This is a genomic window from Clostridium paridis (assembly GCF_016765615.1).
In the GTDB taxonomy this organism is placed as follows: domain Bacteria; phylum Bacillota; class Clostridia; order Clostridiales; family Clostridiaceae; genus Clostridium_T; species Clostridium_T paridis.
Genome location: NZ_JAESWA010000028.1, coordinates 53,369 through 70,666, shown reverse-complemented (window position 1 = coordinate 70,666; position 17,298 = coordinate 53,369). Strand labels below are relative to the sequence as shown.

Here is a 17,298-nt window from a genome sequence, read left to right as displayed (position 1 = left end):
ATAAAATATTATGACCTAAGAAAAAGTTTATAAAAGAATACTACTTTTTCTTAGGTCAAATTTTATTCTATTCCATATTTTTTACATTTTAACGATATAGTTCTATGGGTAAGCCCTAAAGCTTTACCAGCCTTATTATAACTTCCGTATTTCTCCATAGCCTTTTGAATGATTATTTTTTCATATTCTTCGAAAGGGAGTATCTCATCATCTAGTGGAAGAATAGAGGCTTTTTTTGATGATGTTATTCTAAAGTGATAAGGTAAATCCTTTGAAGAAATAAATTCATCTTCGCAAAGATTTATTGCTCTTTCAATTATATTTTCTAATTCTCTAATATTACCTGGCCAAGAGTAATTTATTAACTCAGACAAAGCAGTCTTATCAATTCCCTTTATGTTTTTAGAAAGTTTGTCGTTGATTTTGATAATAAAATACTCAACTAAGGCAGGAATATCTTCTTTCCTATCTCTAAGAGGAGGAAGTTGCACGGATAACACATTTAATCTATAGTACAAATCCTCTCTGAAAGTTCCAGTTTGTATCATTTCTTCTAAGTTTCTATTAGTAGCAGTAATAACCCTAACGTCAATTTTTTGGGGGGTTATACCTCCTAAGCTTTCAATTTCTCTTTCTTGCAATACTCTTAACAGTTTTACCTGCATTGATAAAGGCATATCACCTATTTCATCTAAAAATATAGTACCGCCATCAGCAATAGAAAATTTTCCTGGCTTTGATTTTGTCGCACCAGTAAATGCCCCTTTCTCATAACCAAAAAGCTCGCTCTCTAAAAGATTCTCTGGGATAGCAGCACAATTAACTTTAATAAACGGTTTATCTTTTCTACTAGAATTATGATGGATGGCATTTGCGATTAATTCTTTACCAGTTCCACTTTCTCCTCTGACAAGTACGGTTGATGTACTTTCAGCAGCTTTTTTAGATACATAAATAACTTCCTTAAGAGAAGAGCTAATTCCAATAATTTCTGAAAAACCATTAGAAGTTAAGGTGTGCTTTTTTAATTCTTCTCTATAATATTCAACTTGTTCTTGAGATCGTTCAAGCTTACTTGCTAATTCCTTTATCTCGGAAACAACCTTTGAAGTTGAAAGAATTCCTTTAAAGTCACCATCTATAAATAGTGGAGTTATGGTTGAGATTATATCTACACCATTTTTTGTCCTAACTATATTTTCAATACGCTCTCTTTTTTCAAAAGCCTTAACTCTTAACCCTTTTGGAGAAACTTCAAATATACTTTTTCCTATGTTCTCGGATATACTTCCTAAGTGATTGATGTAAGCAGGATTAATATAAGTTATTATTCCATTTTCATCGACGAAACAGATTAAATCGTGGGAAATCTCCATAATTTTAAGAAATTTTTCGTTTAATTCCTTCATACCAACAATATCAGAAACATCTTGAAAAACTCCACAGGCGCCTATAAGCTTAGATTTGCTTATAATTGGACTTCTGTTTACTGTTATTATTCTCCCATTAATATGTTGAATTTGCCCAAATTGTTTTTGTGGAGAAGCGATAACCGAAGGTAGTTTAGTATTTTCAACTGAGTCTTCAATAGGTTTCCCAATGGCATTAGAATGTTCAATTCCAAATACTTTTAGAGCATAATCATTAATGTACGTGATATTTGAATTTATATCAATAACAACAATTCCAATAGGTAAAGAGTCGAGTATTTGTTCATTGGCAATTTTGCTTTCTTCAATGAAAACGTCGATTTGCTCCATTAACTGAGATTCTAAATTGATTTTACTCATTATAAATGAATATAAAATATCTATAGCTTTTCTTGAAGCTTCATCATCATTTTTAGAACCAATTATTATAGTTTCATTACATCTAACTCTAAGGGAAAGCAAGGCTAACATAGAAAATGCTAACCAGTCAGTCTTTTGAGGTTTTTTTATATATAGATTAACGGAATATTTTGATTGCAACTTATCAACTTCATTTACTAGCATTGCAGCAACTCTTGTATGTAGACCATTTGGATCTAGAATAGCTATGTTTCTAGTGTACATAAAATCCTCCCTTTGATAAAAAGTATCAAAAAAAATGTGCTTGATAAAAAGTATCAACGTTTATATTTTATCATAAATACTGAATATATCAATGTTTTAGATGAATATTGATACATTTTATCAATAATATTATAGAAAATAGCGCATATAATAATATTAGGTAAATGTGAGTTAAAATTTTTTAACATACTCTGGAAAAATTAAAATTAAATTAATTTAAATAAACCTTTTCATTTGCTATATTTTTATTTTTTATGATATAATATATCCGATTGAGTTAAAATAAGCAAGTTGGCATGAGACTTGCTATATATTATATTGAATATTTTGTTTAGAACTAATTATAAGTTTAGGCTTATTTGAATAAGGAGGATTCTAGTAATGAAAAAAGGAATTGCAGCTTCAAAAGGCTACGCAATAGGCAAGGCATTTATACAAGAACACGAAGAAATTGTTATAACTGACCAAAAGGTAAATGATATAGTAGAAGAAAAACAAAAGCTACATAATGCGTTAGACGCATCAAGAGAGCAATTGAAAAAAATAAAAGAAAAAGCAGTTAAAGAAATGGGTGCTGAAAAAGCAGAAGTTTTTGAAGCTCATATTACACTTCTTGATGATCCAGAATTTACAGGTCAAATGGAAATGGAAATTGAAAACACTAAAATAAATGCAATGAAGGCTGTTGAAGGCGTTACAAACACTTTCGTAATGATATTCGAATCTATGGATGACGAATATATGAGAGAAAGAGCAGCTGATATTAAAGACGTTTCTAAGAGAATTATATTAAACTTAGCAGGTAAAGGCGGAGATGCATTCTCAATTACTGAAGAAAATACAATAGTAATTGCTCACGACTTAACACCTTCAGATACAGCTCAATTAGATAGAAGCAAGGTTATTGCATTCTTAACTAATATTGGTGGAAGAACGTCACACTCTGCTATCATGGCAAGAACATTAGAGATTCCTGCAGTTGTTGGATTAGGTGATATAACAGCTACAGTACAAAATGGAGATTTTGTTATAGTAGATGGTATCAAAGGTGAAGTTATAATTAATCCATCAGAAGAAGTTGTTAATGAATATAAAGCAAAAAGAGAATCATTCATTAAAGAACAAGAAGAATTAAAGAAATTAATTGATGTTAAGACAGTTACTAAAGATGGTAAGAGAGTTGAAGTATGTGGAAACATCGGAAAGCCAGAAGATGTAAACCAAGTATTAGCTAATGGTGGAGATGGTGTTGGATTATTCAGAACAGAATTCTTATACATGGATAGAGATAGTGCACCAACTGAAGATGAGCAATATGATTCATATAGATATGTTCTTCAAAAGATGGAAGGAAAACAAGTTGTAATAAGAACATTAGATATTGGAGGAGATAAAACTCTACCTTATCTACCATTACCACAAGAAATGAATCCATTCTTAGGATATAGAGCAATAAGACTTTGTTTAGATAGAAAAGAATTATTCAAGGTTCAATTAAGAGCATTATTAAGAGCATCTATCCACGGAAAGCTAGCAGTAATGTTCCCAATGATTTCAGGATTAGAAGAATTTAATCAAGCTAAAGAAGTAGTTGAAGAATGTAAAGCAGAATTAAGAGCAGAAGGTAAAGAATACTCAGAAGAAATTCAATGGGGAATAATGGTTGAAATTCCAGCAGCTGCTGTTTATGCTGATGAATTAGCTAAACATGTAGACTTCTTCTCAATTGGAACTAACGACTTAATTCAATATACTTTAGCAGCTGATAGAATGAGTGAAAAAGTATCATATTTATATAACCCAATGCATCCAGCAGTATTAAGATTAATAAAGATGACAATCGATGGTGCTCATAAGCATGGAAAATGGGTTGGAATGTGTGGAGAGATGGCTGGAGACGAAACAGCTATACCAACACTTGTAGAATATGGATTAGATGAATTCTCAATGAGTGCATCATCTATACTTAACGCTAAGAAGATAATAATGGAGCAATAGAATATAGAGAGATAACAAAACGCTCTAAACCAAAATGCATTTTGAGAGGTGAAATTCACCTCTCTTTTTTTTGCTTCAAATTGAATTAACGAATGATAAAGGAATTGAATGAAATAATAATTAATAGTTAATAAAAACATAAAATTTTTATAGAATTTTTAACTTAATAAATATATAATAAGAATATGATAAATTGAAGTAAGATAATTGGGGATTTAAATATGATAAGGAGGGGGCTTTAAATGAAAAAAATTAAAATAGCCTTATTGGGTTTAGGGAACGTTGGTAGAGGAGTATGGAAAATAATAAATGAGAATGGCGAAGAAATAAGAAAACGTTCAGGTTATGATGTTGAAATAGCAAAAATATTAGTTAGGGACAAAAATAAAGCTAGAGGAGTAGATATTCCAGAAAGTCTTCTTACCACTAATTATGAAGAGATAATTCAAAATGATGAAATAAAAATTATTGTTGAACTTATGGGTGGAGTGAATCCTGCAAAAGAATATATGTTGGAAGCCATGAAACAGAAGAAACATGTAGTTACTGCTAATAAAATGGTATTAGCTACTGAAGGGGATGAACTTTTTGAAGCAGCAGATAGATTTGGAGTGATGTTCTATTATGAAGCTTCAGTTGCAGGTGGTATTCCAATTATTCAAGGGGTGAATGAAAGTCTTGCAGCAAATAAAATAGAGCAATTATATGGGATTGTAAATGGTACTACAAACTACATATTATCAAAAATGGAGCTGGAGAATTTAGATTTTGAAACAGCTCTAAAGGAAGCTCAAGAAAAAGGTTATGCTGAAGCTGACCCAACTTCGGATGTTGAAGGATATGATGCTGCATATAAATTAGGAATATTATCTTCATTAGCTTTTGGGGCAAAAGTAAATTTTGACCAAGTATATAGAGAAGGTATAACAAAGATTAATTCTACAGATATTAATTTTGCAAGAGAACTAGGTTTTGTTATTAAATTATTAGCTATAGCAAAGGATGAGGGAAATGAATTAGAATTAAGAGTTCATCCAACATTAATTCCAAAGACACATCCTTTAGCCAATGTACATGATTCTTTCAATGCTATATTTGTAAAAGGAAATGCAGTTGGAGAATTGATGCTTTATGGAAGAGGAGCGGGAGATTTACCTACTGGCTCTGCTGTGGTGGGAGACATTCTCTCAGTACTTAGAAATGAAGGTAATTTAGAAAACTATTCCGCAGTTAAAAACAATTTGTGGAAAAGGGATATAAAGCCTATATCAAAAATAAACCGTAGATATTATCTAAGAATCACTGTTACTGACAGACCAGGTGTATTAGGGGAAATAACAACTATTTTCGGAAAGCATAACGTAAGTATGAAATCAATAATACAAAGAGGACGCGAAAAAGATAATGCAACATTGGTTATAGTAACACATCATACAAATGAAGGTGATTTAATGAATGCACTTGAACAGATAAAGGAGCTACAGGCTCTAGAAAGTGTAGATAATTTACTTAGAATAGAAAGTTTTAATAGTTAAGGGAAGTTCTTGAATGAACTTCTCTTTTTTAGTAATGCTAGTTAGGATGGTATAAATAGATAGCTACATACTGAATTTATGGTATAATTTTTTTATACTATATTAAAGGGTGGATACAATATGAAGAACCAAGGAAACAAGTTGCATAATAAGGCAATGTATTATTACTCAAATGGCGAATTAGAAAAAGCTCTAAACATTTGTGAAAAAGGAATGTCATTAGGCTTATCAAATGCATCTTTAATTAACTTAAAAGGGCTTTTATTATATATTCAGGGAGATTATCAAGGAGCTAAAGCAACTTGGAGGATATGCAAGGATTTTAATAATGATGATATTGCAAAGAAATATTTACACGGATTAGAATTAGACTCAGATAAAGAAGGAATGTATAGGAAGGCTCTATCTCTATATAATGACGTTAAAATAGTTGAGGCTCTTGAGATATTGGATGATTGTGCCACATCTGATTTTAACTTTATTAACGTTAATGTTCTTAGATCAAAAGCGTATATTAAATTAGGAGAATGGGAAAAAGCACAATTCTATTTAATGAAGCTAAAGGAAAAAGATAAAAACAATAAATATATCAAAGAAATAGAGCAGGAAATTGCTCTGTTTACTGGAGAGAAAAAACATTTACCTATAAAGCTAATTTCAGTTTTGGGTTCTATAGGTTTATTAGTAGCTATAGTAATATTTTTGAGAACACCAATACAAAATCTATTTACTAAAAAAGAACCTCCAAAGAACAATGTAGTAATTGAAGTAAAAGAAGATACTACAGCAAAGGAAAACAACCAGTCCAAAGAAGAAGTAGTTACAAAAGATTGGAGTTTATTACAACAATACATAGATAAGAAAGATTATGATTCTATGCTTAATTTTATTCGTGATGTAAAAATTGATAGTCTAGATGCTAATCAAAGAAAATTATACTTAGAAAGCAAAGATTTATTAGATAAAGATGGGATTAAATATTTTTATGATAAAGCAAATGGCTTTTTTAAGAATAAAGATTTTGTAAATGCTATTAGTGAGTATAAAAAAGCTTACGAAGTAAGTGAAGGAAACTATCTTAGAGAACATATTTCATATCTAATAGCAACTTCTTATGAAAGTAATCAACAAGTGGATAAGGCTATTGAGGCATATAAAGACTATCTTAAAGAAAATGAAAAAGGTGAGTATGCTGCAGAGGTTAATTATAGATTGGCTATATTAAATAAAGACATAAATAAAGATGAGAGTGTAAAATATGCTAACGTAATTAAAAGTACATATAAAAATTCAATGTATTACAATTCTAATATTAAAGGAATACTAGGAGAGTAGGAGAACCTTTAATAAAGTTCCCACAGTCTTATTATATTTAATTAGGAAGTGGTAGAATGATTACTATTATAAAAAATACAGAGATATATTCCCCTGAATACTTGGGGAAAAAAACACTTGTACTTGCAAATGATAAGATAGAAGGAATATATGATGAAATAGATATACCAGATAAGTTTCTAGATATTAATGTCGTTGACGGTACAAACACCATAGCTATTCCTGGATTTATAGACTCTCATGTCCATATAATGGGTGCAGGAGGAGAAGGTGGGTTTAGAACTAGAACTCCAGAAATACCATTAAGTGAGTTTGTGAAAGCTGGAACTACAACTGTAGTAGGGTGTATAGGAACAGACGGAATATGCAGAGGTATGAGAGGGCTAATTGCAAAGTGTTATGCATTAGAGGAAGAAGGAATAACAACCTATTGTTATACGGGTTCTTATGAAATTCCGGTTAGAACCTTAACTGACAGTGTGAAAGGTGATATTATGCTTTTGCATAAAGTAATAGGAGTTGGAGAAATTGCACTTTCAGATAATAGAAGCTCACAACCTACGTATGAAGAGTTTTTAAATGTGGTAGCTGAAGCTAGAGTAGGAGGATTACTTTCAGGAAAAGCAGGTATAGTGAATGTACATTTAGGTGATGGAGCTAGAATGATGGAATACTTATTTAGACTAGTGGAAAGCTCAGAGATTCCAGTAACACAGCTATTACCTACACATGTAAATAGAAATGAGAGACTTTTCTTAAAAGCTATTGAGTATGCAAGTAAAGGTGGATATGTAGACTTGACAACTGCATCAGATCCTAATTTTTTAGAAGATACTGAAGTTAAGGCAAGTAGTGGTTTGAAAAGAATGCTAGAGTCTGGAGTTCCAGAGGATAGAATTACCTTCTCTTCAGATGGAAATGGAAGTATGCCTAGGTTTAATGAGAAAAGGGAAATGATAGGACTTGGAATATGTTCGCTCTCATCTTTATATAGAGAATTTAAGGATTCGGTATTGAAAGAAGGGATACAGTTAGATAAGGCACTAAAGGTTGTAACATCTAATGTGGCGCGTGTATTAAAGCTTAGTTATAAAGGCAGAATTGAAAGTGGAAAAGATGCAGATATACTTTTACTGGATAAAGAAAACTTGAATATAATAACAATGTTTGCAAAAGGCAAGAAATTGAAAGAAAATGGAAAGATATTAGTAAAAGGAACATTTGAAGGCTTTTAATGTAATATAATTTTGCATTATATATAATGTTGACAAATTATATAAGTAAACATATAATTAATTAAAACGACATACCCTTAGGGGGTATAACATGGAGGTATGAAAATGATTCACTTAGAAGAAAAAGATTTTGATAATGAAGTAAGAAACTATGATGGAGTAGTATTGATTGATTTTTGGGCTACATGGTGTGCGCCTTGTAAAATGATTGCACCTATTGTAGAAGCACTTTCAAAAGAAATTACAGAAGTTAAATTTGCTAAGGTTGATGTGGATAAAAATCCTGCTATTGCAAATGAATTTAAAATAGCATCAATTCCAACACTAAAGATATTTAAAGCTGGAGAAGTTGTAGATACATTAGTAGGATTTAGACCAAAGGAAGAAATAGAAGCATTAATTAGAAAACATTTATAATTTGAGGTGTAATATGAGTGAAAGGTACGATATTGCAATTATAGGCTCAGGACCAGCTGGGTTATCAGCCGCGATTAATGCTAAAATACGTAACAAGAAATATATTATTTTTGGTAATAAGGAATTAAGTACTAAACTAATCAAAGCACCAAAGGTAAATAATTATTTAGGATTGCCAGGAGTTAAAGGTGTAGATCTTAAGGATGCATTTCAGAAGCATATTGATGAAATGGGAATAGAAATTACTTATGAAAGAGTAAATAATGTGTATGCTATGGGTGAATATTATTCACTTATGGTAAATGATAAAATATATGAAGCTACAACAGTAATCCTAGCTACTGGAGTTGAATTTTCAAGACCTATTGAGGGAGAAGAGACTTTCTTAGGAAAAGGTGTTGGATACTGTGCAACTTGTGATGCTCCTTTATATAAGGGAAAAGATGTTGCAATAATCGGATATAATTCAGAAGGCGAAGAGGAAGCTAACTATGTATCAGAATTGGCGTCTAAAGTATATTATATTCCCATGTATAAGGGAGAATATAATATAAATTCCTCAATAGAAGTTATTGAGGATATTCCTGAAAGAGTTATTGGAGACGGATCTGTTACAAACCTTCAATTAAAGAAATCAGAAGTAACTGTTGATGGGATATTCTTTTTAAGAGATTCTATTTCACCAGCACAATTAGTTCCAGGACTTAAAATTGAAGAGGATCATATCTATGTAGATAGAACTATGAGCACTAATTTAAAAGGTTGTTTTGCTGCAGGAGACTGTGTTGGTAAGCCTTACCAATACATAAAAGCTGCTGGAGAAGGCTTAATAGCTGCTTTAAGTGCAGTTTCTTATTTAGATAAGATAAAATAAGAATAGAGGTGAAAAAGTATAATGCTTTTTCACCTCTATTCTTAAATACGAAAGAAGACATGATTTCCTATATTTTTTACTTTTTTCTTTTCTATATTTTTCATCCAATTACTTGTTGAAATAACTGGATTATAGAAGAACAAGGCATCATTTGTAGGGTCTACTCCTCTTATTGCTTCATAAACAGCAGTATAAGAATCTTTATCAGGTGTAACATTTATTGTACCGCCTTTGACACAAGAGAAGGCATTTTTTTGCTTTATGACTCCTTCAATGGTTCTAGGAAACTTTGGATTAGTTACTCTGTTAAGAATAACTGAGGCTACAGCAATTTTACCTTCTAAGGGTTCTCCTTTAGATTCTGCATAAACTACCATAGCCATCAAATCAATATCTTCTTTTGTAATGTACAGAGTTTTACTATTATAAGAAAAAACCTCAACAACTTCTTCTTTTTCCTTATATAAGTCTTTAGCTTCGTTATTATTAACTGCTAATATTCTGCTCTCCCCAAGTAAGATGTCTTTTTTTATAGGGATTGCGCTTTGTGTATCGGTTATACTTTCCATTGCACATACCCTAATTTCGCTTAAATAAAAGAAAAAGGTTAAAAAGAAGAATGAAAATAAATATAATTTTTTCATGTTTCTCCTCCTTTTGGATAAACCCTGTTCGAAAATAGTTTAACCAATTTTAAGTGGATAATACATTTTTTATTTAATAATATTAGAATATTTTTCTTTATAAGTATTTAATGAGGAAATTAGGTCTTGTCTTTTGGAGAAAGCATTGTCATAAATGTCATCAATTTTTTTATCATATGAAGGAGAAGAAGATTCACTTACAATAGTTTCGCGCATAGAATTTAAGTATATTGAGCAAAGGTTAATTATAGATTGAAAATCCTCATAACTAGAATATAAAGATTGAGGTACAGATAATGTAGAGCAATCTTTTAGTAACTCTTCTAAGGTTGCTTGTTTTTTGTATATATCATTTAGAATATTATCTAGGGAACCCTTAGTATCATAGCAATGGGTTAATGCTGGCTTTAAATCTTGAGTCAATAAACTTGCGCTTGCATAAAACTTATTAAGAGCATAATTATAGTCACTTTGTATAAGCTTTGTTATATCGGAGTTCAATAAATCTTTTGATGTATCCAATAAATTAGTTAACAGTTGATTGTTAAATTCATAAAAGTTATTAAAACCTGAAAGTTTAGAAACTATGCTTTTGTGTGAATCATAAAAATCTTTTATATCCTCGAGATTTTGAATTGAAGAAGTAAGGTTCTTAATATATTCAGGCGAAGAATTTGATTTATCTTTAAGAAGATTAAAATTAGAATAAAAATTTTTATAAAGCTCTAAAAGAGGTAAATAATCTGCATAATTACCAGATAAGGCGCTAGACTTTTTGTAAGCTTCATCTAATTTTAGTGCAGAGGATTGTCCAATAGTGTAAGAGGAGTTAAAATCATATTTTTTTTCTTTTAAAAGAGTATCATAAGATGTGTTAATAGTAGTAAGTGTATTTAATAGCTTGGACGTTTTGTTTTGTGAGATAAAGTAATTTGCTATAAAGAAGGATATAAGTATTAAGGTTATGGCTATAATAATTAGATAATAAAAGTTCTTTTTTAATTTCATTGATGCCTCCACATAAAAAATATTATATTTTAATATTATGTTAATTTGGAAAAATTAATTCTAATTTATTAATAATTTCCTTAGAGTTATATATTAAGAATCTGCAAATTGGTGTATAATCTAAGATAGAGAAGCTATATTGTAAGGGGTGAGATGAGGTGCAAGATTTCTTGAATTTAACTGTAAATACAATTAAAAATATATCAGTTTGGTCTGTTTTGGATATTTTAGTTGTTGCTTTTATATTTTATAAAGGATATATGCTTATTAAAGAAACTAGAGCTGAGCAATTATTAAAGGGCATTATCTTGATTGTGGCACTTATTCCAATTAGTTACGTATTGAGATTAAATATGCTTTATGTAATCCTTAGTAAAACAATAACAATTGGAGTGTTAACAATAGTAATTATATTTCAGCCAGAGATAAGAAGAGCACTAGAGCATTTAGGAAGAACAGCCTTTGATGATATTCATCCCATTCAAGATAAAGAAGAATTAGGTAAAGTAATTAATGAGATAGTTAATGCAGTAGAATCTCTATCAAAATCTAAAACAGGAGCATTAATAGCAATTGAGCAGAGCACTGGTTTAGGAGAAGTTATACAAACAGGAACAAAAATAGATGGGATAGTCTCTTCAGCAATATTAGAAAATATTTTTGTGGTTAATACGCCATTGCATGATGGGGCAACAATTATTAGAGAAAACAGAATAACAGCATCCGGGTGTGTACTCCCTTTAACAGGAAATGGGGAGATAAACAAGAAACTTGGAACAAGGCATAGAGCAGGAATAGGAATTTCAGAGGTATCAGATGCAATAATTGTTATTGTATCAGAAGAAACAGGTACAATTTCCTTAGCTATAAATGGCAGATTAACAAGAAATTATGATAAAGAGAAACTAAGAACTGTTCTAACAAAAGTAATTGAAAGCAAGCAAAATAGAAGGGTTAAAACTGCTGGGGAAAGGGTGAAAACATGGATCAAAAAGTTAGCAAAAGGCAACAAATAATAATACAAATAATTTGTGTAATACTTTCTTTTGGTTTATGGCTATACATATCAAATGTTGAAAGTCCTGTCAGGACATATACCCTTGAAAAAGTACCCGTGGAGATTTTGAATGAAGGCACATTAAAAAATTCAGGCTTGGTGTTAGAACCGAATCAAAAAGTATACGTGGATTTAAAGTTAGAAGGACCATCATCGGAAGTATATTCCGTAAAAAAGGAACAGTTTAAAATTACTGCAGATCTTGAGTCATATGCTTTAAAAAAAGGTCAGAATAATGTTCCTGTAGAGATAGTGGATTATCCCTCAAATATAAATATAAAAAATGACGGGTTTTTGAGAGTCACTATATTAATAGATCAATTAGAAACTAAAACCATATCAATTAAAAATGAATTGAATATTTCTACCAGAAAAGAATATTATGCAGGCGAACCAACCTTATCAGCAAATAAAGGAACAATTTCAGGACCATCAAAATATGTGAATTCTGTAGCAAGTCTTGTAGCTAAAGGAGACTTCTTAAATTTAGACAAGGATTTTTCAACATCTGTAAAATTAGTTCCAGTGGATAGTAGTAATAATACGGTAGAAAATATAAATATAGAGCCAGCTAATATTGATGTAACAATACCAGTTAGACAATTAAAACCTATTAAGGTTAATGTCATAACTACGGGTAATCTTCCAAGTGGACTATCATTAAAATCTATATTACCTGAAAATGAATATATTGAGCTTCAGGGCAATGAAGGGGTTATAGATAACATTGCTTCAATAGATACTGAAGCAATTGACTTATCTAAGATAACTTCAAGTGGAAGTGTTACGGTTAATTTGAAGTTCCCAAATGGAGTTACTTCTCAAACTAAAGCAGTTAATGTTGATATTCAGTTAGAAAAAATAATAAGCAAAGATATCATGGTACCAATTACTGTGAAATCATTAGGAGATGGGTTAGCATCTTCATTGAATAAAACGCAAGTAAAGGTAACAATAAGTGGTTTAGAAAGTAATATTAATAAAATTACACCTGATATGTTTAAAGGTGAAATAGATTTATCAAGTTTGGGAGAAGGAACTTATGATCTGACACCTAAGATAACGTCAAGTAATTCGAATAATATTACAATTTCACCACCAGAAAAAGTTACAGTTGTAATAACGAAAAAGTAGAATTTTTAAAAGATAAAAGGAAGAAATTATAGCTATAATGCAACATATAATTTCTTCCTTAAAATTTACTGAAGACTTTTTTTATGTTAAAATAACCTTTATGTCTATATAGATTATTAGGAGGACTTATGGCGATTAGAATAAATAATTTAACATTAAATATAGAAGAGGATAATTCATCCTTAACAAAGAAGGTTGCAAAGAAGTTAGGAATAGGGGTAAAAAGCTTACCTGAAATTAGAATAATAAAAGAATCAATAGATGCTAGAAAAAAGGATAGTATAAAACTTAATTATTGCATTGAAGTTTCTATGGAAAATGAGGAACAATTAGTTAAGAGTATAAATGATAAAGATGTAAAAATAGAAGACGAAGTATATGAAGAAGAATTTAACTTAGGAACTAAAAAATTAAACACTAGACCTGTAGTAATTGGTATGGGTCCTGCAGGATTATTTGCAGCTCTTTTACTAGCTAGAAAAGGATATAGGCCAATAGTTTTTGAAAGAGGAGAAGATATAGATAATAGAAGTAAGACAGTGGATATATTTTGGGCAGACGGGACGCTAAAAGAAAATTCAAATGTACAATTTGGAGAAGGTGGAGCAGGGACATTTTCTGATGGTAAGTTGACTACTAGAATAAAAGATGCTAGATGCAGTTATGTACTTAAGGCATTGGTTAAAGGTGGAGCACCTGAAGAAATAATATATAAGGCTAAGCCTCATGTTGGAACAGATATATTAAAAGAGGTTGTGAAAAATATTAGGGAAGAAATAAAGGCTCTAGGAGGAGAAGTAAACTTTAATTCTACTTTGAATAATATAACTATGGAAAATGGAAAAATAAAAGAGATACAAGTTGATGAAATGAAAATCTCCTGTGAAACTCTTATTTTAGCAATTGGGCATAGTTCAAGGGATACTTATGAAATGTTAAATAAATGTGGAATACATATGGAACAAAAACCATTTGCCATAGGAGTTAGAGTTGAACATCCTCAGGAGCTAATTGATAAAAATCAGTATGGAAAATATGCAGGACATCCCAAACTACATGCAGCAGAATATAGACTTTCGCATACATCTAAAGAAACTGGAAGAGGGGTATACTCTTTTTGTATGTGTCCTGGTGGCTTAGTAGTAGCAACAGCTTCAGAAGAGGGAAGATTAGTTACAAATGGTATGAGTTATCATGCAAGAGATAAGCAAAATGCTAATTCAGCAATAGTAGTGACTGTAGCACCAGGAGATTTCGAAAGTAAATCTCCGTTAGCAGGTATAGAATTTCAAAGAAAATATGAGGAGTTAGCATACAAAGCTGGTGGAGGAAACTTTATTGCACCAGTACAATTGATAGGAGATTTTTTAAAGGATACAAGATCACAAAAAATTGGTAGCGTCATGCCTAGTTATAAACCGGGTTATGAATTAACAGATATGAGAAAATGCTTACCTGAATTTGTTGTAAATTCTCTTAAAGAAGGACTAGTAGCATTTGATAGAAAAATAAATGGTTTTGCTGAAGAAAATGCAATAATGACTGGAATCGAAACAAGAACATCTGCACCAGTTAGAATTCCTAGAAATGAAGATCTTCAAAGTATATCTTTAGAAGGTTTATATCCTGCAGGAGAAGGGGCAGGATATGCAGGAGGCATTATATCTGCAGCTGTGGATGGGTTAAAGGTAGCTGAAAAATTAATTAAAAAATATGCGCCATTTTAAATGGTATAAGAATAATATAGCTTCTAAAATTTTAGAAGCTATATTATGTATAATGAATTATATATAATCTAAATTTTCTGAAAAATAATGTTTTGTGTATTTTTTCTGATAAAATAGAAGTGGATATTTTTAAAATGAATTGTTACAAAATTAACAATTTATTTCACAAAATATACCTTAAACAACTAAATGTGTAAGAAAAGTATTTAAAATAAATTAAAGAGGTGTAATAATGAGCAAGAATTTTGACGATTTATTATCAAAGTTACAAAGTGTAAAAACAAAAAAAGTTGCAGTCGCTGTTGCGCAAGACGAACCAGTACTTGAGGCTATTAAAGAAGCAAAGGAACAAGGTTTTGCGGATGCTATTTTAGTAGGAGATAAAGTTGAGATTGAAAAAATAGCTAAAAAGATAGACATGGATTTAATGAAGTTTGAAATTATTCATGAAGCAGATGTTAAAAAGGCAGCTTTATTTGCTGTTCAATTGGTATCAAGTGGAAAAGCTGATATGGTAATGAAAGGCTTAGTTGATACAGCTACATTTTTAAGAAGTGTTTTAAACAAAGAAGTTGGATTAAGAACTGGAAAATTAATGTCTCATGTAGCAGTTTTTGAAGTTGATAAGTTAGATAGATTACTATTTTTAACTGATGCTGCATTTAATACTTACCCAGATCTTAAAGCTAAAATTGATATAGTAAATAACTCAGTTAAAGTTGCTAGAGCATGTGGAATTAAACTTCCAAAGGTAGCACCAATTTGTGCAGTTGAGGTAGTAAATCCAGATATGCCAGCTACAGTAGATGCAGCACTATTATCTAAAATGTCAGAAAGAGGACAAATTAAGGGATGCGTAATTGATGGACCTCTAGCATTTGATAATGCTTTATCAGAAGAAGCAGCTCATCATAAAAATGTTACTGGAGAAGTTGCAGGAAAGGCAGATATATTCTTATTACCAAACATAGAAACAGCAAATGTAATGTATAAATGTTTAACATATCTTTCTCATTCAAGAAACGGAGGATGCTTAGTAGGAACTTCAGCTCCAGTTATTTTAACATCAAGAGCAGATTCTGTTGAAACTAAGGTTAATTCAATAGCACTTGCAGCACTAGTTGCAGAAAGTAAATAATAATTTAAGGAGGATTATAAAATGGCTTACAAACTATTAATCGTTAATCCAGGCTCTACTTCTACTAAAATAGGTGTTTATGAAGATGAAAAGGAACTATTTGAAGAAACATTAAGACACTCTGCAGAAGAAATAGGTAAATATGCATCAATCTTTGAACAAAAGGATTTTAGAAAAGAAGTAATTCTAAAAGTTTTAAAAGATAAAAACTTTGATATTAAATCTTTAAGTGCAGTAGTTGGTAGAGGTGGAATGCTAAAACCAATGGCTGGTGGTACTTATGAAGTTAACTCAGCATTATTAGAAGATTTAAAGGTAGGAGTTCAAGGACAACATGCTTCAAATCTTGGAGGAATATTAGCTAATGATATAGCTAAAGAAATAGGAGTAAAGGCATTTATAGTTGATCCGGTTGTTGTAGATGAATTAGAAGATGTAGCTAGATTATCAGGAGTACCTGAACTTCCAAGAAAATCAAAATTCCATGCATTAAATCAAAAAGCTGTAGCAAAAAGATATGCTAAAGAACATAATAAGAAATATGAAGATGTTAACTTAGTTGTTGTTCATATGGGTGGAGGAGTATCTGTAGGTGCTCATAAAGCTGGAAAAGTTATAGATGTAAATAATGCACTAGATGGAGAAGGTCCATTCTCTCCAGAAAGAGCAGGATCAACTCCTTCAGGAGACTTAATTAAATTATGCTTTAGTGGAAAATATACTGAAGATGAAATCTATAAGAAAATAGTTGGTAAAGGTGGTTATGTAGCTTATTTAGATACAAATGATGCTAGAGATGTATTAAAATTAGTTGATGAAGGAAGTAAAGAAGCTGAATTAGTTTATGGAGCATTTATTCATCAAGTTACAAAAGCTATCGGAGAATATTCAGTAGTATTAGAAGGTAAAATAGATGCTATAATTCTTACTGGTGGCATTGCTTATGGTAAGAAAGTTACAGATGATATAGAAAAGAAAGTTGGCTGGATTGCACCTGTTGTTGTATATCCAGGAGAAGATGAACTTTTAGCTTTAGCACAAGGAGCTATTAGAGTACTTAGCGGAGAAGAAGAAGCTAAGGAATACTAAAATAAATTATAATAGAATTTTGAGTAGTAGAAATCAATTGATTTCTACTATTT

The 17,298-nt window shown here is 30.8% G+C and carries 14 protein-coding genes; 11 read left to right on the top strand and 3 right to left on the bottom strand.

Annotated elements, in window-relative coordinates; genetic code table 11:
* Window positions 1–62: 62 nt before the first annotated feature.
* Window positions 63–2,054, bottom strand: a complete 1,992-nt coding sequence (locus tag JK634_RS18990; RefSeq protein WP_202769329.1) for a sigma 54-interacting transcriptional regulator — start codon at window positions 2,052–2,054, stop codon at window positions 63–65.
* A gap of 381 nt (window positions 2,055–2,435) precedes the next feature.
* Between JK634_RS18990 and ptsP the strand changes: the two genes are divergently transcribed.
* From ptsP to JK634_RS18960, 6 genes are all read left to right on the top strand, one after another.
* Window positions 2,436–4,052: a phosphoenolpyruvate--protein phosphotransferase gene (gene ptsP, locus JK634_RS18985; protein WP_202769328.1), complete on the top strand. Its 1,617-nt coding sequence runs from the start codon at window positions 2,436–2,438 to the stop codon at window positions 4,050–4,052.
* 242 nt (window positions 4,053–4,294) lie between these two features.
* Window positions 4,295–5,587: a homoserine dehydrogenase gene (locus JK634_RS18980; RefSeq protein ID WP_202769327.1), complete on the top strand. Its 1,293-nt coding sequence runs from the start codon at window positions 4,295–4,297 to the stop codon at window positions 5,585–5,587.
* A 120-nt stretch (window positions 5,588–5,707) separates the two neighbouring features.
* The gene (locus tag JK634_RS18975) at window positions 5,708–6,922 is read left to right on the top strand and encodes a tetratricopeptide repeat protein (protein ID WP_202769326.1); all 1,215 of its coding nucleotides are present in this window, start codon (window positions 5,708–5,710) and stop codon (window positions 6,920–6,922) included.
* Between the two features lie 56 nt (window positions 6,923–6,978).
* Window positions 6,979–8,157, top strand: a complete 1,179-nt coding sequence (gene iadA, locus JK634_RS18970; RefSeq protein ID WP_202769325.1) for a beta-aspartyl-peptidase — start codon at window positions 6,979–6,981, stop codon at window positions 8,155–8,157.
* A 105-nt stretch (window positions 8,158–8,262) separates the two neighbouring features.
* Window positions 8,263–8,574 (top strand): thioredoxin, encoded by a 312-nt coding sequence (gene trxA / locus JK634_RS18965; RefSeq protein ID WP_202769324.1) that lies wholly within the window; start codon window positions 8,263–8,265, stop codon window positions 8,572–8,574.
* A gap of 13 nt (window positions 8,575–8,587) precedes the next feature.
* Complete coding sequence (locus JK634_RS18960; protein ID WP_202769323.1) at window positions 8,588–9,448, top strand: NAD(P)/FAD-dependent oxidoreductase; 861 nt, start codon at window positions 8,588–8,590, stop codon at window positions 9,446–9,448.
* 41 nt (window positions 9,449–9,489) lie between these two features.
* Here the strand turns inward: JK634_RS18960 and JK634_RS18955 are convergent, their stop codons facing one another.
* Window positions 9,490–10,092, bottom strand: coding sequence for a cell wall hydrolase (locus tag JK634_RS18955; RefSeq protein WP_202769322.1), 603 nt, complete (start codon window positions 10,090–10,092; stop codon window positions 9,490–9,492).
* Between the two features lie 69 nt (window positions 10,093–10,161).
* On the bottom strand, window positions 10,162–11,100 hold the full coding sequence (locus JK634_RS18950) for a hypothetical protein (protein ID WP_202769321.1): 939 nt from the start codon (window positions 11,098–11,100) through the stop codon (window positions 10,162–10,164).
* A gap of 158 nt (window positions 11,101–11,258) precedes the next feature.
* Here JK634_RS18950 and cdaA point away from each other — a divergent pair, with 158 nt between their 5' ends.
* From cdaA to buk, 5 genes are all read left to right on the top strand, one after another.
* On the top strand, window positions 11,259–12,116 hold the full coding sequence (cdaA, locus tag JK634_RS18945; protein ID WP_202769320.1) for a diadenylate cyclase CdaA: 858 nt from the start codon (window positions 11,259–11,261) through the stop codon (window positions 12,114–12,116).
* Window positions 12,083–13,291, top strand: a complete 1,209-nt coding sequence (locus JK634_RS18940; RefSeq protein ID WP_202769319.1) for a CdaR family protein — start codon at window positions 12,083–12,085, stop codon at window positions 13,289–13,291. The genes cdaA and JK634_RS18940 overlap by 34 nt, the downstream gene beginning before the upstream one ends.
* Window positions 13,292–13,419: 128 nt before the next feature.
* Complete coding sequence (locus JK634_RS18935) at window positions 13,420–15,018, top strand: NAD(P)/FAD-dependent oxidoreductase (protein WP_202769318.1); 1,599 nt, start codon at window positions 13,420–13,422, stop codon at window positions 15,016–15,018.
* A gap of 232 nt (window positions 15,019–15,250) precedes the next feature.
* On the top strand, window positions 15,251–16,156 hold the full coding sequence (gene ptb, locus JK634_RS18930) for a phosphate butyryltransferase (RefSeq protein ID WP_202769317.1): 906 nt from the start codon (window positions 15,251–15,253) through the stop codon (window positions 16,154–16,156).
* A 21-nt stretch (window positions 16,157–16,177) separates the two neighbouring features.
* The gene (gene buk, locus JK634_RS18925; RefSeq protein WP_202769316.1) at window positions 16,178–17,245 is read left to right on the top strand and encodes a butyrate kinase; all 1,068 of its coding nucleotides are present in this window, start codon (window positions 16,178–16,180) and stop codon (window positions 17,243–17,245) included.
* Window positions 17,246–17,298 lie beyond the last annotated feature (53 nt).